14 protein-coding genes are annotated in these 21,639 nt (G+C 45.0%); 9 read left to right on the top strand and 5 right to left on the bottom strand.

Annotated elements, in window-relative coordinates:
• Window positions 1-118 precede the first annotated feature (118 nt).
• From NEPTK9_RS06245 to NEPTK9_RS06235, 3 genes are all read left to right on the top strand, one after another.
• On the top strand, window positions 119-916 hold the full coding sequence (locus tag NEPTK9_RS06245; protein WP_194847974.1) for an IS3 family transposase: 798 nt from the start codon (window positions 119-121) through the stop codon (window positions 914-916).
• A 5-nt stretch (window positions 917-921) separates the two neighbouring features.
• Window positions 922-4,407 (top strand): peptide ABC transporter substrate-binding protein, encoded by a 3,486-nt coding sequence (locus NEPTK9_RS06240; protein WP_194847973.1) that lies wholly within the window; start codon window positions 922-924, stop codon window positions 4,405-4,407.
• Between the two features lie 62 nt (window positions 4,408-4,469).
• Window positions 4,470-4,880 (top strand): hypothetical protein, encoded by a 411-nt coding sequence (locus NEPTK9_RS06235; RefSeq protein ID WP_194847972.1) that lies wholly within the window; start codon window positions 4,470-4,472, stop codon window positions 4,878-4,880.
• Between the two features lie 206 nt (window positions 4,881-5,086).
• Here NEPTK9_RS06235 and NEPTK9_RS06230 read toward each other — a convergent pair whose 3' ends face one another.
• A complete protein-coding gene (locus tag NEPTK9_RS06230) occupies window positions 5,087-6,475 on the bottom strand; it encodes an MATE family efflux transporter (RefSeq protein WP_194847971.1) in 1,389 nt (462 codons plus the stop codon).
• Window positions 6,476-6,584: 109 nt separating this feature from the next.
• On the opposite strand from NEPTK9_RS06230, the gene NEPTK9_RS06225 reads away from it, so the two are divergent.
• The 3 genes from NEPTK9_RS06225 to NEPTK9_RS06215 are packed head-to-tail and all read left to right on the top strand — an operon-like array spanning window position 6,585 to window position 11,361.
• Entirely contained in the window at window positions 6,585-8,174 is a 1,590-nt protein-coding gene (locus NEPTK9_RS06225; RefSeq protein ID WP_194847970.1) for a peptide ABC transporter substrate-binding protein, read from the top strand.
• 4 nt (window positions 8,175-8,178) lie between these two features.
• Window positions 8,179-9,762 carry a peptide ABC transporter substrate-binding protein gene (locus NEPTK9_RS06220; protein WP_194847969.1) on the top strand — a complete coding sequence of 528 codons (1,584 nt, stop codon included), beginning with the start codon at window positions 8,179-8,181 and terminating at the stop codon, window positions 9,760-9,762.
• Window positions 9,763-9,765: 3 nt separating this feature from the next.
• The gene (locus NEPTK9_RS06215) at window positions 9,766-11,361 is read left to right on the top strand and encodes a peptide ABC transporter substrate-binding protein (protein WP_194847968.1); all 1,596 of its coding nucleotides are present in this window, start codon (window positions 9,766-9,768) and stop codon (window positions 11,359-11,361) included.
• Here the strand turns inward: NEPTK9_RS06215 and NEPTK9_RS06210 are convergent.
• Complete coding sequence (locus NEPTK9_RS06210; protein WP_194847967.1) at window positions 11,350-13,677, bottom strand: hypothetical protein; 2,328 nt, start codon at window positions 13,675-13,677, stop codon at window positions 11,350-11,352. The two genes, NEPTK9_RS06215 and NEPTK9_RS06210, sit on opposite strands and share 12 nt — an antisense overlap.
• 65 nt (window positions 13,678-13,742) lie before the next feature.
• Between NEPTK9_RS06210 and NEPTK9_RS06205 the strand changes: the two genes are divergently transcribed.
• From NEPTK9_RS06205 to NEPTK9_RS06195, 3 genes are all read left to right on the top strand, one after another.
• Window positions 13,743-15,167: an efflux transporter outer membrane subunit gene (locus NEPTK9_RS06205; protein WP_194847966.1), complete on the top strand. Its 1,425-nt coding sequence runs from the start codon at window positions 13,743-13,745 to the stop codon at window positions 15,165-15,167.
• A complete protein-coding gene (locus NEPTK9_RS06200; protein ID WP_194847965.1) occupies window positions 15,151-16,293 on the top strand; it encodes an HlyD/EmrA/EmrK family protein in 1,143 nt (380 codons plus the stop codon). Before NEPTK9_RS06205 ends, NEPTK9_RS06200 begins: the two co-directional genes overlap by 17 nt.
• Before the next feature lie 149 nt (window positions 16,294-16,442).
• A complete protein-coding gene (locus tag NEPTK9_RS06195) occupies window positions 16,443-17,972 on the top strand; it encodes a DHA2 family efflux MFS transporter permease subunit (RefSeq protein ID WP_194847964.1) in 1,530 nt (509 codons plus the stop codon).
• On the opposite strand, the gene NEPTK9_RS06190 is transcribed toward NEPTK9_RS06195, so the two are convergent.
• Genes NEPTK9_RS06190 through NEPTK9_RS06180 form a run of 3 tightly spaced genes read right to left on the bottom strand, consistent with a single transcriptional unit; the run spans window position 17,929 to window position 21,145 of the window.
• Entirely contained in the window at window positions 17,929-19,152 is a 1,224-nt protein-coding gene (locus NEPTK9_RS06190; protein ID WP_194847963.1) for an MFS transporter, read from the bottom strand. The two genes, NEPTK9_RS06195 and NEPTK9_RS06190, sit on opposite strands and share 44 nt — an antisense overlap.
• A gap of 20 nt (window positions 19,153-19,172) precedes the next feature.
• Entirely contained in the window at window positions 19,173-19,382 is a 210-nt protein-coding gene (locus NEPTK9_RS06185) for a hypothetical protein (RefSeq protein WP_194847962.1), read from the bottom strand.
• Window positions 19,383-19,414: 32 nt separating this feature from the next.
• On the bottom strand, window positions 19,415-21,145 hold the full coding sequence (locus tag NEPTK9_RS06180) for a secretin N-terminal domain-containing protein (RefSeq protein WP_194847961.1): 1,731 nt from the start codon (window positions 21,143-21,145) through the stop codon (window positions 19,415-19,417).
• Window positions 21,146-21,639 lie beyond the last annotated feature (494 nt).

Below are 21,639 nucleotides of genomic sequence, written 5' to 3'. Positions count from 1 at the left end.
CTACGTCCTTTGCTTCATTGTCGGGTTCGCTACTTTATTCAGAACCCTAGATTCATCTCACTGTAGAGATGGTCTCTTCTCTTTGAGAGACAACTTGTTATGACAGCTTCTTGTCACAATGCGAAAAGGTGAACAAGGCCTAGATTCTGGTGACAAGTATTTTTCTCAACGAAAACAATGTGAACTACTTAGCGTGTGGCGCTCAGGCTTGTACTATCAGCCTCGAGGGCCCAGCCAAGAGGACTTGCAGTTAATGAGAGCAATTGATGAGCAGTATCTTAAAACCCCTTTCTACGGTAGACGTAGAATGACTTTAGAGATGAGAGATCAAGGGTTTCTCGTTGGAGAAAAGAAAGTAAGAAGTGCCATGCAAGTAATGGGGCTAGAAGCAATCTACCCTAAACCGAACTTAATGAAGGAGCTCAAAATTGACTACCCAGACCAAGCATGGGCAGCAGACATTAGCTACCTTCCTATGGACCAAGGCTTTGGGTATTTATTTGCCATTATGGATTGGTATAGTAGGTATGTGATTGAATGGGAGCTTTCTAACATGCTCGATACAGACTTTTGCATGGAAGCTTTGGAAAGGAGCTTAAAAAGAAGGTCTCCCGGGATTTTTAATACAGACCAAGGAGTTCAGTTTACAAGCTGCTGCTTTGTAGAGCGGTTGGAAAGAGAAAAAATTAGGATAAGCATGGACGGAAAAGGGCGATACTTAGACAATGTTTTTGTTGAACGTTTATGGAGAAGTGTAAAGTATGAAGATGTATATCCTAAGGGGTATGGTACCCTCAAGGAAGCTCGGATAGGTTTGGATAGATACTTTTCTACTTTGGTAAAAGGTGACATTATCATTTTGCGCTTACATTTAGTAATCAGGGGTTTTAGAAAAAAGTGTAATCCATTATCATAGATTACATGGAAATAAAAAACCCAACTGCTCAAAAGATCAAAAAGTTGGAGGATTTAGCGATCCGCCCCTCTTTTCCCTTCTACAGTCGTTCGAAAAACCTTCAGGCTCACGTCAGTAAGGTGCGGGAGATTCTAATCGGTCTCCTTCCGAATCCCCTTCCTTTTGATGACCGGGACTCTCTAAAGAATTGGTTGAGCATGTCTTTGCCATTGATCTCTTGGAGCCCCTTCGATTCACCCCCAGACTGTATTTCTATTTTCTTTTTCATAAGAAATTTGAGCACAATGCCGACAGAGACCTTTGTCTCTGAAATGATTAAGCGCTGGCTTCTTCCTCATCAAGAGACAACAATTCTCTCTTTTGATCACTTGGAGTTCCAGTTCGAACACTACCTAAAAGAAACGTTCTTTATAGGCGAGGCAAAGGTTTTAGTTCGGAACAGAAATGAAATGAGAATTTTAGAAAAAAATCTCCCACAGCTTAAAAAAGAGATGATCTTAGCGGTTAAGCAAGGTGACTATGCCAAACCTCTTTTAGAGACCAAAGCTTTGCCTCTAGATAGCAAAATGGGGCTGATTCGAGAGGGTTTTATCCGTCTCCTAAAGCGTTATCCTGAAGACCTCAATGAAACTCTTTTTGAAAGATTGGCGTTTCTACAGGCCCATACCTCAAAAGAGTTCAGAAGGGAAAGGTCTCATATTCATATTGGACGGATCATTTTAACATTCCTTTTAGCACAAAAACAGCTCACCCGTGAGATCAATGCTTTTCCTGAAAAAAGGCATATGAAGATCCGCTTTATGCAAACAGACTTGAGCTTTCCTTTTGGGAAAAAACCGGTTCTAGGGCTTGCTATCTCCCTCAATCTCTTTGATGAGTATGAGTTTTTCGATAATAAACATGTCCTTCGGGCTATTGAAAAACTTGTTCCAGACGTGCGAATCGTGGCAGGATCAACGTATCGAAATACGAGCCTAAATGGTCTGATCTTAAACTTATATGTCGAGATTGAAAAAAAAGATGGATTGCCGATGACTCTTGGGGAGAGGCAACTTCTCGGAGAAAATCTTGAGGAAGAGCTCAAGAAAAGGGTACAACGTCTTGTTCCAACCCTCTTTATGGTAAGGAATGAAGAAGAGACGATGCGCAATATTTTAATGCTCTCTCGAGAAATCAAATCTCCCGATGATCTCCCTCAGATCATGGTCTCTTTTGATCAACACTCACAAGATGATCTTACCTTTACTATTGTCCTTTTAAGGGTAAAAAAAGAGGGGGCTCAATCGATTCAATCCCTTTTAAAGAATCAGGATCCTAAGGTCAAATTCATTCCCGATCGCGTACAAAATGTGAGTTATCTCGATAAACAACACCCCATTGAAGCCAATGTCTTCCGCCTCCAAATAGACAAGCTCCATAAATTTCTTCGCATGGATTTCTCCGTAAACCTCTATCTTGCTCGCAATGAGATTACCTCTTTTTTAAAAAACCATCTGGGTCCTATTCGAGACTATAACGGGGGAATGATGATCAAACAGGGAGAGCTTCTTTCCCTGTTCAAGAGGACTTACAAAGAGCTATCCAACCGGAACCAGGAACTTTTAGAGAATTTTTTCTACTCCCTCAACCCCATCGAAGCTCAAGCAACAATGCCCCTTAAAGCTCTCAGCTTATTTTTCGAACTTTTTATCCGATTGGTCGAAAGTCCTTTTCCCAGTGAGAAAACCCATCTTGTTGATTTTGCTTATGATGAAGATACAACGGTCACGGTTATTCGAGGGAAGGATCCTAAGCTTAGAACCCTTTTAGAAGAAGCCCTTACACAAACCCAGATTCAAGATCGCTCTTTGATCTCTTCTTCCTTAAGTTTTGAGGGGAGTCACTACTGGAGTTGCTTATTTGAAGGAATTTCACAAGAAAAGCACCAAATTTTTGAAAGAACGATTATTAAGACCCTAGAAAAATGGCAACAGGATCAGGAAAAACTCCAGACTCTTCGCCTTCCCTATGGAGAAATCACCTCTTTAGACCCAAGAACTGGAGGGGATCAGGAATCCTCTGTGTTGATTAAACTTCTTTTTAATGGGCTTATGCGGATCAATAAGTATGGAAAGCCAGAGTGTGCGACAGCTAAGACTTATACAATTTCAGATGATAAAAAGACCTACACCTTTCATTTAGCAGATACCTATTGGTCAGATGGCTCTCCCGTTGTGGCTTATGATTTTGAGTATGCATGGAAAAAAGTCTTATCTCCCAACTTCTCCACCCCTTTTGCTTATGTTTTTTATCCGATTAAAAACGGAAAAGCTGCCAAAGAAGGAGACCTCCCGATAGAAGAGGTAGGGGTGAAAGCGTTGGATGATAAAACCCTTGTGGTAGATCTTGAAAACCCTGCTCCCTACTTTATTGAGCTGACTGCAAACACAAGCTACTATCCTGTAAATCATCAGGTCGATATGAGACATCCTAATTGGGCTTTTCAGAAAAATGAGCAGTTTGTTTGTAACGGGCCTTATCAGCAAGCGAAGCCTACATCTGGAGGTGTTTATCATTTTAAGAAAAATTCGCTCTATCCCGAACATGATCAAGTTCAAATTGATGAAATCGTATTGATTAGAGTGGACTCAAAGTCTGCAGTAGAGATGTTTCATCAAAAGCAACTTCATTGCTTTGGTTCCGCAGTTAGTCCACAGCAAAAAAATCTTCAACAAGAATTGACGACTGAGCGCATCACTCATTATCATACTCTAAAATTGCTTTGGGGATGTTTTAATGTGACTCAATTCCCCTTTAATCATCATAAAATTCGAAAAGCATTTTCAATGGCAATTGATCGAGAAGCTATTGTTAAAGGGTATACTAGTAAGAGAATACCTGCTTATACCCCGCTTCCTTATGAGTTGACGTTATGTAGAAATCAAGAGTTTTTAATCCAGGAGAACAGGCAAGAAGCAAAAAGACTATTTGATGAAGCCTTGGAAGAAATTGGGATAAAGCTCGAAGAGTTTCCAATTATTACTTTAGCATCACCTTCATCAGAGGGAGTAACCTTTGGTTTAGTTAAGAACCAATGGGAAGCAACACTAGGGATTAAATGTGAAATTGAATTTGCAAATTGGTCAGGCCACTTTAAAAAAATGACCAATCGAGCCTATCAGTTTGGAGGAATTTACTGGGCATCGTGGTTAAATGACCCTATCTATACCTTACAGTCATTTAAGTATGCACGAGAAGAAGTCAATTTTACAGGATGGGAAAATAAAAAGTTCCAAGAGCTTCTTGATTTTTCTGATCAAACATTGGATCTTCAAAAGCGAAAAGAGTACCTTTTTCGGGCTGAAAAAATGCTTGTTGAAGATGCTGTTGTTTTACCAATTTGCTATGGATCTGACTGGTATATGAAAGTTCCAGAGCTTATTCTCAGCAATACCACTTCAAATGGGAACCTGGACTTTTCTCAGGCCTATTTTACAAAAAAAACTCACTAAAGTTCTTGCTTTTTTTTCTTTAATCGTTATAATAGGTGTTGTTTTACCGGGAGTAATTAGGTATGAAAAACTCTATTAAGCCAATATTTACAGTAAAAGAAGCTTCTCAGGATGAAAAGCTTTTGGGTTTTGAAGCAAAGCTTAAGGCCCATCCAGCTTGGAGAGGAAATAACTCTTTAAGTGAAAACATTAGGGAACTTTCAGAAAGTGATCCTCTGAGTTTTGTTTTTTCTCCAGGGTCCGATCGTTACCATTATGTATTGTCCTATGTAGCGCCCGACCTCCAAATTAAGCATAAGAATATGCGGATTGTTTTATGTAAGAGTGAAGCAAAGCTCTTAAATGGAGGTGCAAGTGGACCTTTTGATAGTGTAGATCATTTGTTCTTTGTATGCCTAAAAGCCTTTGCAATATATTTTGGGGGCATTCAGGCTGAAGAATTAGAAAATGTCTTTAATCAAAATGTTGCATAGGAATCACTCAAGTTTTGCATAAGAGCCCTGTTCTTGGGGCTCTTATATCCTGGAGTGTCACTTATTTCGCTGCGTGGGCAAATAGAATTAACGCATCTACTTCGCTGGTGTCCCTTCGTCAAGGTGAACCACCTTGACGAAGGAGCCCAGCTTGTATCTATGTTAATTCTATTTGCCCACGCAGCGAAATAAGTGGCACTCCGGGGTTATACTTGAATGTAATTAATACGAATTAAAGACGTCCCAATTTTTCTCAATGGATTTCTTAAAAATCTGAGAATAAAAAGAATTCCAAATAGACTCGTATTTGCTGCATCGATAAGAAAGAAAAAATAAGGGGGCCAACCAAGCTTGATAATTCCTAAGTAGGTTGGAATACAAAGCGTTATCCACATAAAAGAAATCGAGTAAGCATAAAACAGTGTATCTCTTGAAGCTGTAATCAAGCTCGTCCCAATCCGATTAATACCACTTGCTAAGCAGCTAATCCAGATAAAGAAATAGCATTTTTCTAAAACTTGTAGAGCATTGGGAGAAATAGCCGAATTGACAAAGAGGCGAATCAATAGGTCCTGAGCAAAGATAAGGGGAAGGGCCAATAAAGTCATAATGATGATCAAGACACCAAAGGCTGTTCGTAAAATTTTGAAAAAGATTTGATGATCTAACTTTGCCCCTAAAGCATGAGAAGCGATTGTCAAAAGAGCTCTTCCAAGTCCTTCAGCCATAAATGAAAAGACCAAGAAAAGAGTTACCCCAAAGGTGTGGATAAGAAGACCTTCTTCTGCATGATGAATCACAAAGTAGGAGCCCACAATCCAAGACCCGATGACCATGCTACGGCCAAAGGTTCTTGGGAAACCTGCCTTTAATCCTTCCCAGAGTAATGGCATATTAAAAGCTTTCAAATGTGTTCCGTAGCGGTGGATGTACTTCTTTTTTTGGAACGACAGAAAGAGAATCAGACAGTAAACACTTTGTGCTGTAATGGTTGCAATTGCTGCTCCATGAATCCCCATAGGTTCAATAATGCCAGGAACGCCGAGGATCAATAAATAGTCTAATACAATATTGATCATATGGGTCACAAAGGTGACAAGAAAGATAATCTTATTTCGCCCTCTTCCTAGATAGAATGAAGCTAGAGTCGCTCCTAGCGGAAAGAGAAAATTTGCTCCTGCGAGATAACGAAAGTAGAGGATTGCTCCATCGATTCCTTTTAAGTACCAAAGACTTAAGAAGCTAAGAGGATAGGTGATAACGATCGAGCAGATTGAAAAATAGATCATTTGCCAGGTGAAGGGCCCAATCATTTTTTCTTGTCGAGACCCTTTATAGTGACCAATAAACCCTTGGGAGATAAAGGCAATCATCATAAAGCTGACCTGAAAAAAAAAGCAGAGTCCCATTGCAGCCGAGCAAGCCTTCCAAGCTTCTGTAGAATAAAGAGAGAGAAAGTAGCGGTCGCAAAACTCAAGGAAACTGACAGAAAAGGAGGTGAGCATCAGAGGAATAGCGAGGGCAAGGAACTCTTTAAAGCTTCCTATTGGATATTTTGTCAGACTATTAGAGGACTTAGACTCTTTTACTCTCATCGTGATTTCAGCTTGTGGTATATAAGAAACTTGAATAAAACTTAACAGTCCTGTAATTTTATAGCGAGGTTTTTATGAATTTTTTATCCCTTACCCCTCTTGTATGAAAATGAAAAAAGTACTTTTAATCTTGCTCCTCCTCCCCCTTCTTTTCTTCTGTGCAAAAAATAAAAGCCAGAAAAACAGAGGAAATATTGTCCGGATTCCTATCGGGAGCCCCATCCGTTCCTTTGACCCAAGGATTTCTAATGTCTACCCCTCTGCACATATCATTAATATGCTCTATGAAGGGTTGATGCGTTTAGGGCCAAATGGAGAAATCCTTCCGGGGGCAGCGGAATCGGTTACCATTTCTGAAGATCAAACGGTCTATACCTTCTATTTAAGAGACTCGATTTGGTCCAATGGCGATCCTGTGACTGCCTATGATTTCGAGTATGCCTGGAAGAAGTCGATCGACCCAATGTCTGCAGAGGCAGGAGCCTTTACCTTTTATGTTATTAAACATGCGAAGGCTTGCCTAAAAGGGGAAAAAAAGATCGATGATGTGGGGGTAAAAGCCCTTAATGAAAAGACTCTTAGAGTTGAACTCTCAAATCCAACGCCCTACTTTTTATCCCTTTGCGCATGCACCACTTATTCACCTGTTCATAGGAAAAGTGATTTGAATTGTTTTGAATGGATGGGAGAGAAAAATAATCTGATCTGCAATGGTCCCTTTATCTTAAAAAGCTTGCAAAGGGGGGTGGAACTTTTTTTAGAAAAAAACCCTCTTTATTGGGATGTCGATACGGTTAAAATTCGGGGCATTTCTGTGCAGATTGTTCCCGATGCAGCAACCCAATTTTTCCTTTTTGAAAAGGGAAAATTTGATTGGGTTGGGCATCCCTTTAATGGGCTTCCTTCCGAAATCCTTGAAGACTGTCATAGAAAAGAAATCTTAAAATCAATTGATGCAGAACAGATTGTTTGGTACTTTTTGAATACTGAAAAACCGCCCTTTAAAAATAAAAACTTCCGCAAAGCGCTTGCTTATGCAATGGATCGACAGAAAATAGCCGATTATGTGTTTGCTTTAGGGGAAACCCCGGCGGTAGGGATCTGTAAGGGGTTAATGTCTAAGAAGAACCCTTACTTTAAAGATGCAAATCTTAAAACAGCTCAAACTTTTTTACAAAAAGCTCTTGAAGAAATGGGCTTGACTAAAGACGAACTGCCACCCATTACTTTAACGCAAGAGTCTTCCAATACAATGTCTCAGGTCAATCAGGCTGTTCAACAGCAAATCTCACAAGCTTTAGGAGTTAAGGTGGAAATCAACCAGTCTGACTTTCCTGTTCACTTTAAGCGACTTTCTCTAGGGAATTATGAGTTTGGATCGCTTACTTGGGTTTCTTGGATCAAAGATCCGATCTATATGCTCGATACCTTTCGAGATCGAAGTTTAGCAACTAATATGAGCCGATGGGAGCATCCCGATTACCAAGCACTTCTTAAAAAAGCCGATAGGGAAAGAGATCCTGTTGCTAGGATGGAGTACCTCCGTCAAGCAGAGGCGCTATTGATGGAGGAAATGCCGGTGATCCCCCTATGTTTCACTCGCCTCCATTATTTAAGTAATGAGTCTTTAAAAGGAGTCTACGTCTCACCCTTGCGAGAGATTGAGTTCCGCTATGCTTACTTTTCAGAGGAGGATTAGTCTGATGAGAAAACTATCTTTACTACTACTTTTGATCCCTATTTTTTTTGCATGTCAAAAAAAAGAAGGGAGAAAAAATAAGACGGTACATATTTCAATTCTTGCCCCTGTGCGCTCTTTAGATCCCAGGATCTCGACCGAAAAGCCCTCTAAACACATTATGAATATGCTCTATGAAGGGTTAATGCGTTTAGGGCCCAATGGAGAGGTCATCCCAGCAATTGCTAAATCAGTGACCATTTCTGAAGATCAAACGGTCTATACCTTTCATTTAAGAGACTCTATTTGGTCGAATGGTGATCCTGTGACCGCCTATGACTTCGAATATGCCTGGAAAAAATCGGTAACCCCTGAGTATGCTCAACCAGGAGCCTTTACCTTTTATACCATTAAAAATGTTGCGGCTTGTCTAGAGAAAAGAGTAGGGGTAGAAGAAGTGGGAGTTCAAGCCCTTGACGAGAAAACACTTAAGGTAGAGCTTGAGCACCCTGCCCCTTATTTTCTCCACCTTTGCACCTGTACCAGCTATTCTCCCATTCATAAAGAGATTGATCTTAAGCATCCGAATTGGTCCAATAGTGTGAGTGAACATTTGGTGACTAACGGTCCTTTTAGCCTCACCGGTTGGAAAAAGAGTGTTGAACTTTGCTTACAAAAGAATCCAAATTACTGGGATGCTAACGGGGTGCAGATTGAAGGGGTCGAGATTCAGGTGGTTGAGGATGCCACTACCCAGTTTTTACTTTTTGAAAAAGGAAAGCTCGACTGGATCGGACAGCCTTTCAACAATCTTCCAAACGATATCATTGTCAACTGCTACGAAAATAACCGTCTTGAATTGAGCGACTCTTCGGAGGTTTTTTGGTTCTTTTTAAATACTGAAAAGCCTCTCTTTAATAATAAGAACTTCCGAAAAGCATTGGCCTATGCGATCAATCGGGACGAGATCGCCAGTCACATCTTTCAGCTAGGGGAAAGACCAGCCATGGGAATTCTAAATGGAGTTTTATCGCTGCAAGAAGCTCCCTATTTTGAAGATGGGAATGTCAAGCTTGCAAAAGAGCATTTAGAAAAGGCTCTAGAAGAAATGGAGATGACTGCGGATGAAATTCCTAAGATCGTTTTAAGTCAGCGGTCCTGTATTTTCACTTCAAGGGTAAATCAAGCAATTCAGGAACAGCTTCGAGCCGTTTTGGGACTGAAAGTTGAAATCGATCAAGTTGACTGGCCCCTCCATTTTAGCCGGGTTTCAAAGGGGAATTATGAGTTTGGAGAGATGCCTTGGCACTCATGGCTTAAAGATCCCATTTATATGCTTGATACCTTTCGTAGCAAAAGTGTTGCAACCAATATGAGCCGGTGGGAACATCCTCACTATCAAGAGATTTTAACGCTGTCAGACAACGAGATTGATCCTGAAAAGCGGAAGGAATATCTTCGAGAGGCTGAAGCTTTTCTTATGGAAGAGCTACCAGTGATTCCTCTCTGCTTTATGAAGCAGCACTATTTGAAAAATCCGAAGCTACAAGGGGTTTATGTCTCCCCCCTTAAGGAGATAGACTTCCGTTATGCATTCTTTCAGGAGTAGATTATGATGCGCCGTTTTTATCCTTTAGTTTTAGCAACCATCGTGAGCCTTACCCTTTTTTCCTGTCAAAAAAAGCAGAGACAAAAGGAAGAGCGTTTCGCTCATATTTCAATCCTTGCCCCTGTGCGCTCTTTAGAACCCCGCTTTTCTCATGAGAAAAGTATGAAAAACATTGTTAATATGCTGTATGAGGGGCTGATGCGCCTTGATTCTAATGGGAATGTTGTTCCCGCTTTGGCAGAGTCGGTTGCTGTCTCAGAAGATCGGATGACCTATACCTTTACCTTAAGGAATTCTTCTTGGAGTAACGGGGATCCTGTCACCGCTTATGATTTTGAGTATGCCTGGAAAAAGTCGGTTGACCCAAAGTATGCCCAAACCGGAGCTTCGACCTTTTATGCGATTAAAAATGTAGCGGCTTGCTTGAAAAACGAAGCTTCTATCGATGAAGTTGGGGTTAAATCGATTGATGATAAAACATTAGAGGTTGAGCTTGAGCATCCTGCTCCCTACTTTCTTTACCTGTGTACCTGCCCTACCTACTCTCCAGTTCATAAAAAAATAGATTGCGACCACCCGGGCTGGGGGAGTACTTTAAACCCTTACTTTATCAGTAATGGCCCCTTTAAGTTGAAAAAATGGAAAAAAGGGGTAGAGATATCTCTTGAAAGGAATCCCTTGTATTTCGATGCGGTTAATGTACGGCTTTCCGGTATAAGTGTTCAGATCATTGAGGATCCCAACACACAGATTTTTCTTTTCGAGAAAGGGGAGCTTGATTGGATTGGACATCCTTTCAACCCCCTTCCTATTGATGTGATCGGAGATTTTCAAGAGGATGGGGCTCTTGACTGTGTTGAGGCCTATGGAGTGTCTTGGTATTTTTTAAATACTGAGCAGCCTCCTTTTAATAATAAGAATTTCAGAAAAGCAGTTGCCTATGCCATTAACCGCAAAGAGATTATTGACCATGTTCTTAAGTTAGGGGAAACTCCTGCCATGGGGATTCTTAATGGAGAGCTTGCTGTCCAAGAGAAGCCCCACTTTGAGGATGGGAATATTATGCTGGCAAGGAAATACCTTAAAGAAGCTTTAAAAGAAATGGAAACAGAAGAGCTTCCTTCTATCGTCCTCAGTCAACGGGCGAATCCTTTGACCTCTCGCGTCAGTCAAGTGATTCAAGATCAACTCAGGGTAGCGCTTGGGTTAAAGGTAGAGATCGACCAAGTCGATTGGCCTGTCCACCTCGATCGGGTATCTAAGGGAAATTATGAAATGGGAGAAATGGGATGGTACTCCCTCCTAAAAGATCCCATCTATATGTTGGACACCTTTCGCGGCCGTCACCTAGCATCCAATATGAGCCGATGGGAACATCCCCATTATCAAGAGCTGCTAAAAAAATCTGATGCTGAAATTGATCCCAAAAAGAGAAAAGAGTATCTCCGCCAAGCTGAAACCCTTTTAATGGAAGAAATGCCCATCATTCCACTCTGCTTTAATAGCCAATACTATTTAAAAAATAAGAACCTTAAAGGAGTCTATGTCTCTCCCTTAAAGGAGATCGACTTCCGCTACGCATCATTTTCAGAAGAGTAGTTTAAGAAGAGGTCCTGCCACATCGCGGGGGGTGCCCCGGTAGGGATAGGCATGGATGAAAAGGACAGGGTTATAGTTGAGTTCGATAATCGCATAGGTCGAAGCCTTTTTCGGATGGGGAAGGATCATATCGACGCCGCAGATCTTCGCTCCAAGGGCCTCGGTTGCCTGAAGGGCAATTTTATAATAGCTCGGATGGACGGTCACATCGACCGCATCGCCCCCTGTTGAGACATTGGAGTTATGACGTAAGAAAACCTTCCGCCCTTTCTTAGGGATGGAGGCGGGGGAAAGGCGCTGCTCTTTTAGGACCTTTTTCTCGGCCTGTCCCAGATGGAGGTAGGTCTTCGGATCCCGGTAGTAGGAGGGATCACTATTTTTTTCATGGACGAGCGCTTTGATCGTCTGCTTCCCATCGCCAATCACATGGGCAGGGACCCGCTTAGCAACGCCGATCACCTCTCCGCTAATCACGAGGAAGCGGAACTCTTCTCCAGGGCAAAAGGTTTCTACCACAATGGAGCGATCGCACTGGAAAGCCCCTTTAACCGCATGGGCAAAAGTGGTCTGGTCTCTTGCCGGAACAAAGGAGATCCCAATCCCAAAGTTGGTCGATTTAGGCTTTACCACCACCTTTTTCTTTTCATAAAGGGGATAGTCATTCAGCGCTTCATCGATGTGGGTGTAACTTTTCCCGTCGGGGACACTCAGCCCCTTTTCTCTTAAGAGCTGCTTGGTCACTTCCTTGTTCTCAAGAAGGTGGGCGGAGATATAGCTATCTTTCGAAGTTTTAGTCGCTTCCTTCACATACTCGACTTGGTTGCCCTTTTTCAGGCGGATGAGTTGATCTTTCTGGTCGAGCACTTCGACCTCGATCTTTTCCTTTAGGGCGGCGCCGATCAAAATCTGAGTCGAAAGCTCGAGATCTTCATAGCCTGAAACAAGGATTTTTGAAGCGGTTTCAAGGCGCTGGTTTTCAATGAGGGAGCGCTCAACCTCTTCCTCTAATGCGCTAAGTCGCTTGGAAGAGAGGGGTTTTTCTAGAAGGTTTTTTTTGTGATGCTTAGCAAGTTTGAGCCCTACCTTCTGATACCCATGTTTTTCGATATCTTTGAGCAAAATAGCAGAGGGGGTGAGCTCGGGTTTTTCAAGCTTTTTCCTCTCGATCTCAAGGGGAGTATTTAGGGGAATCGCCTCCATCCCTTTTAAGATCCGTTGCCCCCACTTTTTGAGCGAAGTGGGGCGGGGGCACTGAAGGAGCAGGTCCTTCTTCCTTCCCTCTTTGGCAACAAGGTTTTGATTACAGGTCAGACATCGCTGCATTTCTTTGGTCAGTGGGGGGCTACTTTTAAAGAGGCAGTAGAGGAGGAAATGATGGAGGAAGTGGATATGTTCGGGGCTCACCCCTAATGCGTGGTAGGGATCGAGGTCGATCGCCCGCACCTCGAGATATTCGATCCCCCGCTTTTCGATCGCTTCAAGGGAGGTTTCCCCTTTATGGGGAACTGCTTTAGGGCGGATCCGAGAGTAATGTTCATGCTCATTTTGTAAGATGTGGTCGTTGAGTTGAAGAGGGATATCCCGGTACTCTTTTTTTGGTGTTGAAATGGTCTTTTTAAGGTCGGCCAGGTACTCTTTCAAGCTATTAAAAGAGATAGCAAGCTGGTTTTGAACCCGGCTATAGTAGCCGGCGTCGCTCATCCGCATCGAGGTCGCATAGGGCATTTTTGGATCGGGCGAAGCGCCAAATAGGTAGGTGAGCAGCCACCCTTCCCTTAAAAAGTTTCGGATGATCCCGAGATATTTTTCATCGATGAATGCTTGGAGAGGGAGGCGCGATTTTTCAAACCGGTGGAGCTTTTCCCAAAAGGGGCGATTGAAGGAGAAGTTAAAGTGGATCCCCGAGATCATTTGAAGGCGCTCTCCATACCGCCCTTTAAGCCCTTCCCGGTAAATCATCGCTTCTTGTCCCTCATGGGAGGTTCCATAGTTTGCAATCGTAATATCATCGAGAGTGCAAGGCATTGAAAAAGGCCAAAAGAGTTCGCCCTTTACCTTGGTGAGTGAAAAGTGCATCACCTCTTCTAAAAAGCGGATCGCAGCGGGAAAGGTTTTGCAAGGAGGCGTGTTCCACTCGAGCTGCTGCTCACCAAAGTCGGTACTGATGTAGCGGTGGGTCAGGGGAGCGCCGAGACTTTTTGGATGAGGTTTTTGACTTAAAGTTCCTTGCGATGTCACCCGCAATGTTTCCCGCTCAATGCCGCACTGAAAGGCTTTGAGAAGGGATTTGTTTTTTTTCAGAAATTCTATAGACATATCTTTATTAAACCATAGGCGAATTTTATGTTCTATAAAAAAGCCATCTCCCTTATTAAAAAATTATGAGGTGGTTAATATTAATTCTCTTTTTATTGCAAGGGTGTGCGGCTTTAAAAAAAAGAAAGCACGAACCACAAGTAAAAGAAACTGTAGAAGTTTCTCAAACGATCGACTCTGCTTTAGCAACTCCCGATTTTGAAGAAGGGCAGTGGCCTGCCTACAACTGGTGGACGCTATTCGATGATGACCAGCTCAACCAGATCATGGATGAGGCGATCGAAAATAACCCCAACCTCATGGCGGCCGTTTCCCGTTTAAGGTCTTCTCAAGAAGAGGCAAATAAAGTGCGCTCTCGCTTAATCCCACAGCTCAGCGCCACCTTTGACGATAACTATCAGCACCTGAGCAAAGATGACCTCTACCGTTTCCCTCCATCACGCGTTCCAGCAGTGGTCAATGAGGTTACTTTAGGACTCAATTTTGAGTATGAGATCGACCTTTTTGGGAAAAATCGGAACCTCTATTGGGCTGCAATGGGGCAGGCGCGCGCCCAAGCTGCCGAAACAGCCCAATCTCTCTTAATCATTACCACCAGCTTGGCCGAGGCCTATTTTAACTACAGCGCCAACCTCCTCAATCTGCAGGTGAGCTGCGACATGGTGGAAGCCCAAAAGACCTACCTAGAATTGACCGAAATGCGGATGGCAAACGGTCTCGATGATCAGATGAGGGTCGATCAAGCCGCAGCCGACCTGTTAGAGATGGAGGAGTTTGTCACCCTCTATGAGGTCGAAGTGGAGGTGAACACAACGCAGATTAAAGTGCTTATGGGACTCAGCCCCGATGACTCGCGGACCATTGAAAAACCCTCTGCTTCCTTTGACCGCCCCTTTCCCCTTCCCGACAACATTCCGGTCAATCTCCTCGCCCGCCGTCCCGACCTGATGGCCCAAATTTGGACCGTTGAAGCAGCTGCTCATCTCATCAATGCGGCTAAAGCGGCCTTTTTTCCGAACATCAACCTCTCTGCCTTTGCAGGGTTTGCCACCCTTTCTTGGAGCAATCTTTTTACTCACAATAGCTTTGCTGGCTCCCTCAACCCCGCGATCAACCTCCCTCTCTTCACCGGTGGAAGACTGAGCGCGCAACTGGGGCAAGAGTATGCCAACTACGATGCCGCGGTCCATAACTACAATTCTTTGATCCTTCAGGCAGCCAAAGAGGTGGTCGACCGGGTCAAGATTTTGGAAGGAGCCTCGGAAGAGGTCCGCCTTCAATCAGCTGTTCTCGATCGGGTGATCAATGTCTCCGATCTCACTTATCAAAGGTATGAAAATGGGGTCGATGACTACTTAACCGTTTTAGAAAAGCAGATCGGGGTGATGAAGCAGGGGATCAAAGAGGTGGGGATCCAAAATAAGCGGCACCTGGCCGCCGTGCAACTAGTCCAATCTTTGGGCGGAGGATATTATGGAAGCGAACCTTAAGGGGCGGAAGATTCTTTTTTATGTAACGATGAGTTTTCTTCTCATCGGAGTGGCGATTTTTCTCTATTGGCTCCTCGTTCTCCGTTTTGAGGAGTATACCGACGATGCCTATGTCGGGGGGAACATGGTCGAGATCACCCCTCAAGTGGCTGGGATTGTGACTGCCATCAACGTTGACAACACCGACTATGTCGAAGAGGGACAAGTCCTCATCCGCCTCGACCGGACCGATCAAAAACTCGCCTTCGAAGCAAGCAAAAATGACCTAGCCGATACCGTCCGCTCCGTTGTCCAAATGTTTATCCGGGTTCAAGAGCTCGAGGCCGAGCTCGAGCAAAAAGATGCCGACCTCTACAAAGCAAAAAAAGATTACGAAAACCGGGTCAACCTCGTCGATGTGGGGGGAGTATCGCGCGAAGAGTTTGAGCATGTCGAAGCTGATTTTGTCGCAGCGCAAGCCAGTCGCCGAGAGACCTACCATTCCCTTCAAGCCGCCTATGCTGAAGTGCAAAACACCACCGTCAGCACCCACCCCCTTGTATTGGGAGCAGCCGATCGAGTGAAAGAGTCCTATGTGAACCTCAAGCGGTGTAACATCTTAGCGCCAGTCACCGGCTATGTGGCGCAGCGGAAGGTCCAACTGGGCGAATGGGTCAACCTTGCTGAACCTCTCATGGCGGTGATCCCTCTCGATGAGCTTTGGGTCGATGCCAACTTTAAAGAGACGAAGCTTGCCAACATGCGGATTGGGCAAAGTGTGAAGCTCACCGCCGACATGTATGGGGTAAGTGTCATTTTCCATGGGAAAGTGATCGGGATGAACCCCGGCACCGGAAGTGTTTTTTCTGCCCTTCCTCCCCAAAATGCCACCGGGAACTGGATCAAAATTGTGCAGCGGGTACCGGTCCGCGTCAGTCTCGATCCCCAGCAGCTTCAGAAATTTCCCCTCTGGCTCGGCCTGTCGATGGAGGTGACCGTCGACATCCATGACACCTCGGGGGAGCGTCTCGCTGAAATCCCTCGGACGATGCCCCTTTACAAAACGGCGATCTATAAGCGGCAAGAAAAGGGAGCCAAAAGGATTATTCAGAAGATTATTCAGGAAAATGGGGGCCCATCCCGGTAATAAGTTGAGTGAGATTTTTATGAATTTTCCTGCACAATTGGAAGTTTTATTTGAGGACATTGTCCAAAAGACAAGGCCGATAAATAAAAGTTTCAAACTTTGCCGAAAAGGTGAAAAAGATCACCAAATGATTATTGGGATAGGCTCACATGTATGATGAGCCACTAAAAGGTGCCCGCCTTCTTTTAGGGGCGATTGCCCTTTCCCTCTGCACCTTCATGCAGGTCCTTGACGCTTCCATTGCCAACGTTTCGATTCCTTACATCGCCGGCGATCTCGCCGTCAGCGTCAATGATGGCACCTGGGTCATCACGATGTTTGCGGTTGGGAACGCGATTGGCCTTCCCTTAACCGGGTGGGTGGCTCGCCGTTTTGGTTCGGTCCGCGTCATTATGACATCTATCTTTCTCTTCACCCTGTTCTCATGGCTCTGTGGCCTTTCGGTGAGCATCTTGATGATCGTCACCATGCGCTTTATCCAAGGACTAGTGGCAGGTCCCTTAATTCCTCTCTCGCAAAGTCTCCTCCTCCTCTCTTTTCCCAAAGAAAAGAAAAACCTCGGTCTTGCCCTTTGGAACATGGTGGTCGTTGTCGGTCCGATCGCAGGCCCCATTCTTGGCGGTTGGCTCACCTATGACTACTCGTGGCCCTGGATCTTTTACGTGAATATTCCCGTGGGGATTTTCTGCTTTCTAATCATCCGATTCCTCTATAAAGAGCGGGAAACCCCCTCTGAAAAAATCCCTCTCGATGTCTATGGCCTTGTCTTCCTGGCCTTTGCCGTTTCCGCCCTTCAAATTGTCCTCGACCAAGGGCAACAGCTCGACTGGTGGCGCTCTTATACCGTCCGCGCTCTTGTGATCACTTCAGCCATCGGTTTTATCTTCCTCTTCATCTGGGAAAAGACCCACAAGACCCCTATCTTCGACCTTTCGATGTTTAAAAACCGGAACTTTACCTTGGGGACGATCGTCACAGCCATCTCCTATATGCTCCTCTTTGGAACTATCGTCGTGTCTCCCCTTTGGCTCCAAGAGACGATGGGCTACACCGCCTACCTAGCCGGTCTTGCCGTCTCCACCATGGGGATCATCCCTTTCCTCACCGTCCTCTTTGTCGCCAAGCTGATGAGCCGTGTCCGCCTCGCCTACCTCGTCATGTCCTCTTTCTTCGCCTATGCAGCAGCGGTTTTTTACTTTAGCCGCTTCACCACTGCAGTCTCCTTTGAAGTGATCGCTACCTCCCGCCTCTTCCTTGGGATCGGCATTTGCACCTACCTCGCCCCTCTCACTGCGCTGAGCTTTGCCCATATGCCTCCCGACAAGCTTGCCATGGGTCAGGGGATGTTTCACTTCTTCCGGATCTTTATGGGGGGAGTGGGAACGTCCCTTTTTACCACCATGTGGGAGCGGCGGGGGACCCACCACCACAGCAACCTCGTCGACACGATCAATGCTTACAACCCGGTGAGCAAGCAGCTCTTTTCCGACCTTGCCGATCTCAATATTTTTGGGGAAAAAGCGCTTGCCGTTGTCGATACAATGGCATGGAAGCAAGCTTATATGCTCTCTCTTAACGACATCTTTTGGGTGGCAGGGTGGACCTTTGTCCTCTGCTTCCTCGCCTGCTTCTTTTTCAAGAAGCGGGAGCAGCTGCAGGTGGTTTCACAAACAGAATAGCAGCGGCGATGACGGCTGCTCCAGCTCCGAAGTAGATGGGGAAGGTGTTTCCCCAAGCAAAGATGAAGCCGCCGATGAGGGCGGTGAACCCTTCGGCGAAGACCTGGAGGGCTTGGTTGGTCCCGAGGGCCTCTCCTTGGAACCGCTTGCTCACGGCATCGGAGACCATGAGCGCTGGGAAGGCGAACCCCATGGCGAGGAAAAAGCCAATGGGGAGGAGGGTGATCAGAAGGGCCCAGGGGGAAGGAGGGATGACGAAGATCAGGTAGCTGATGCAGATGCAAAGAGCGCCGAGGCGCATCGCTTGGCGAGAGGTCCACCACTTGGCGAAAAGGCCAAAGAAGAAAGGGGCGATGATGAAGGGGACCGAGAGGTAGGCATTCACCTCACCAAGGAGGGAAAAACCAAAGCCAAACCGGTTCACGAGATAAGGGGAAAAGAAGTTAAAGAAAAAGAACATCGCGATAAAGGCAAAGAGATTCGCTGAGAAAATGACTCGAAGCTTTTTGAGTTTAAACCCTTCGGTAAAGCTTTGCACCCAAGTTCTGGGTGAGATCTTAAGGGTCTGGTCCGGGGTCGTATGGGTTTCGCGGAAAAGAGCAAAGACGAGGCAAAAGCCGATCCCCGTTAGGATCGCTGCGCACCAAAAGGGGGTATCGTAGTGGAACCAACTGACGAGGGTCGAGTCGGCGAGCTTTCCTCCGATAAGGGGGCCGAAGAAAAAGGCGGTGCTACTGAGCGAGACAAGCCATCCAAAGTGTCTAGCCTTTTGTTTAGGATCTTCATTGATATCGGCAATGGCGGCTTGGGCAATGACGATATTTCCCTCTAAGAGGCCACTTAAAAAGCGGCTGAGGTAGAGGAAAAGAGGGGCCACATAGAGGACTGAAAGGGCTGAGCCGATAAAGGCGGGAATGACAAGGACTAAAGAGATCAGAAGGACCGGTTTGCGCCCATACTTGTCGGAAAGTTTGCCGAGGAGGGGGGCTCCGATAAACTGACCGAAGGGATACATCGCAAAGAGGAGTCCGAGGAGGATCCGCCGCATGGTTGTGGTGGTTTCTGGCGGGAGGAAGAGGTGTTTAGTATCAAGAAAGAGGGGAGGAAAGAGGGGAAGGGCCAGGGAAAAGCCGAGGTAACCAAGAAATAAAACAACAAGGACAGGAAAGATGCGTCTCATATCTATCAGGATATAGAGTCTTACCTATTTTCTTCACGAAATTTTCTTGCCGTCTCTTTCATTTTTCGCATATTGCGATAGATCATTTGGGAAAAGTGGTGGGAAAGATTACGGAGAAAGACCTTTTCGTGCTCTTTCGAAAAGCCAAAAGCTTTCCAAGAGTTATTAAGAATCTGAGGTGGCTGTGATGGCGGCTGCGGGTGGTGTTTGACGGGGCTGATTTGTGCCATAGGTGGGTTCCTCTTTTTAGACCGAAAAAAATTCAGGAATCGGTTTTTTCCTGCGCCTGCATCCCCATCTTTAGCCCCCTCTGCATCGCTCCTATCTCTTGGATAGGAAGCTGCTTTGAGGGAATTAAATCTGGGGCGCTGGCTTTGGGAAATTCCCGGTTCTTGAACTTCTTTCGGTCTACCATGTTAATTCCTTGTTGGAAGTGGGCAGGGTTTACTGACTCTTCTCTAAACTGGTTTTCTTGATAGGTGGTGATATTTTGGTAGGTGGCGTCAGAGCGGATGATTTGGGGACGGACAAAGACAATCACGTTGCGCTTTTCATCATCGACCTCGGTTTTGCTAAAGGCGGCGCCGATAATAGGAAGACCTCCCAAACAGGGAATGCCGGACTTGCGCTGCCGTTTCGTGTTCCGGATCATTCCGCTAAGGACAAGGAAGCTTTGGTCGGGAACATGGACCTGTGTTGCCATATCGGTTTTTGTTGTATCGATCCCACCATTTTGAGCTTGATTGGGGATCACATTCGTAATCTCTTCAATAATATCCATTGTAATGACATCCCCATCTCCAAGGAGGGGGGTGATGTTGAGCTTAACCCCCACGTCGCGGTATTCGATATTGGAAGAGGTTTGTTGACTGGCTCCGATCGTTTCGACGACCGACCCTGTAAAGGCAATGTTATCTCCGACAAAAATTCGCGAGGGTTTGTTGTCTTGGGTGATGATCTTTTGGTTGAGGATGATCGAGCTATCTCCATCGGCCTCTAGCGCTGAGACAAGACTTCCCAAAGAAAAATAGCTTTGCCCTTTGTGGAGGATGATGTCGCCGATCACCCCTAGGTCAAATCCCCGGCCAATCGGAAACTGGCCTGTTCCAGTCGGTGTATTCGTTGCGTTGATCCCTTGTAAGGTCTGTGCAAAAGGAGCCTGCTTCCGATTCGCCGGGAAGTTGCCGATTCCATACCCAAATTTATTCTTATATTGGCCCCCGCCGCCCCACTCGAGGCCAAACTCGAGCCCTTTGCGAACATCGGTTTCAATAACAAGAACCTCGATGAAAACCTGCTTTTTCGGAACATCGAGACTTTTGACAAGATCGGTAAGCGCTTCGATCCCATCCGCTGTTCCCGAATAGAGAAGAGAGTTCGTTGATTCAACCCACTGCATTGATCCAATCGCTTGCATGAGGTCAGGAGAGGTATTGGGGCTTGCCTTGAGCGCCCCTGCCACATTTTTAATCGCTGAAACGATCTCGGTTCCCACGTGGTACTGGAGCTTGTAAACATAAAAGTCACCCTGCTTTTGGAGGAACGGGAGGATAGCAGGACCCTGATGGCTGACCGTCTGGATATTCCGATTTTCTTTTCGATACTTCGAGCGCTTGAGCTTTTTCAGCTCTTCGATTTCCCACTCATCCATCTTTTCAACGAGGTAATAGGCCCCTTTTTCTTCCGCTTTGATCCCCTGCTCCTTTAAGAGCTCGAGCATGATGTGCAAAATGTTTTCAGGAGTGGTGGCCTTGCCTGTGACCAAGCTGATCTTGAAGTCTAAAAGCTCTTCGTCGTAAAGGAAGTTTCTTTCAGAAATTGTACTTACAAAACGGAGAAACTCGAGCATCGAGACATCTTGAAAGTTGATCGTGATCCCTTGCTCTTCGGTTTGGGGAGACTCTAAGGAGAAGTGAAGCGTTTCATCATCGGAGTAAACAGGCATGGTAACCTGGGTAAGAAGGACAAAGAGAGCGATGATTTGCTTTTTCATACTTTTTTTGAATGCTAATGGTTAAAGAAGTTTAGATATTAGCAGTTTTAAGAGATTCAAAATAGAGGTTTTTGTTCCATTTTGGTAACAAATGAAGATGAATATGAAAATATTAAAGCATAAAGCGCTTTTTGCAAGCGCCTTATGTCCTGTAGATCTTTAAAGAAAATTAATCTTTCAGATTTCGATTTTAGATTAAGCCTATTATCGCCTCCAAAAAGGAATTATCTTGCTAAAAAATGGAGATAAAGCCCGTTACTGGCGTTAAAAAGGAATTATCTGTCAGAAAATGGTAGATAAAGCCGGATATGAGGGTTTGACATCCTCCTCTCCCTAAAGGAAGAGGATTCCCAGGTTGTCTAAATACACCCTAGGAGCAGGCTCTTATCGCTAATCCCTGCTGGTTCCTGCTTCAATGTGAGATCTATAGACTCACTCCACAGGCTAAGACCCGATAGTCCTCGGGCTAAAATATTCATTGCTCCTACATGATC

Origin of the sequence: Candidatus Neptunochlamydia vexilliferae, assembly GCF_015356785.1 — a bacterium.
Lineage (GTDB): Bacteria > Chlamydiota > Chlamydiia > Chlamydiales > Simkaniaceae > Neptunichlamydia > Neptunichlamydia vexilliferae.
Note: the sequence above shows the minus strand (reverse complement) of the source record. Positions and strands in the feature narration are given on the sequence as shown.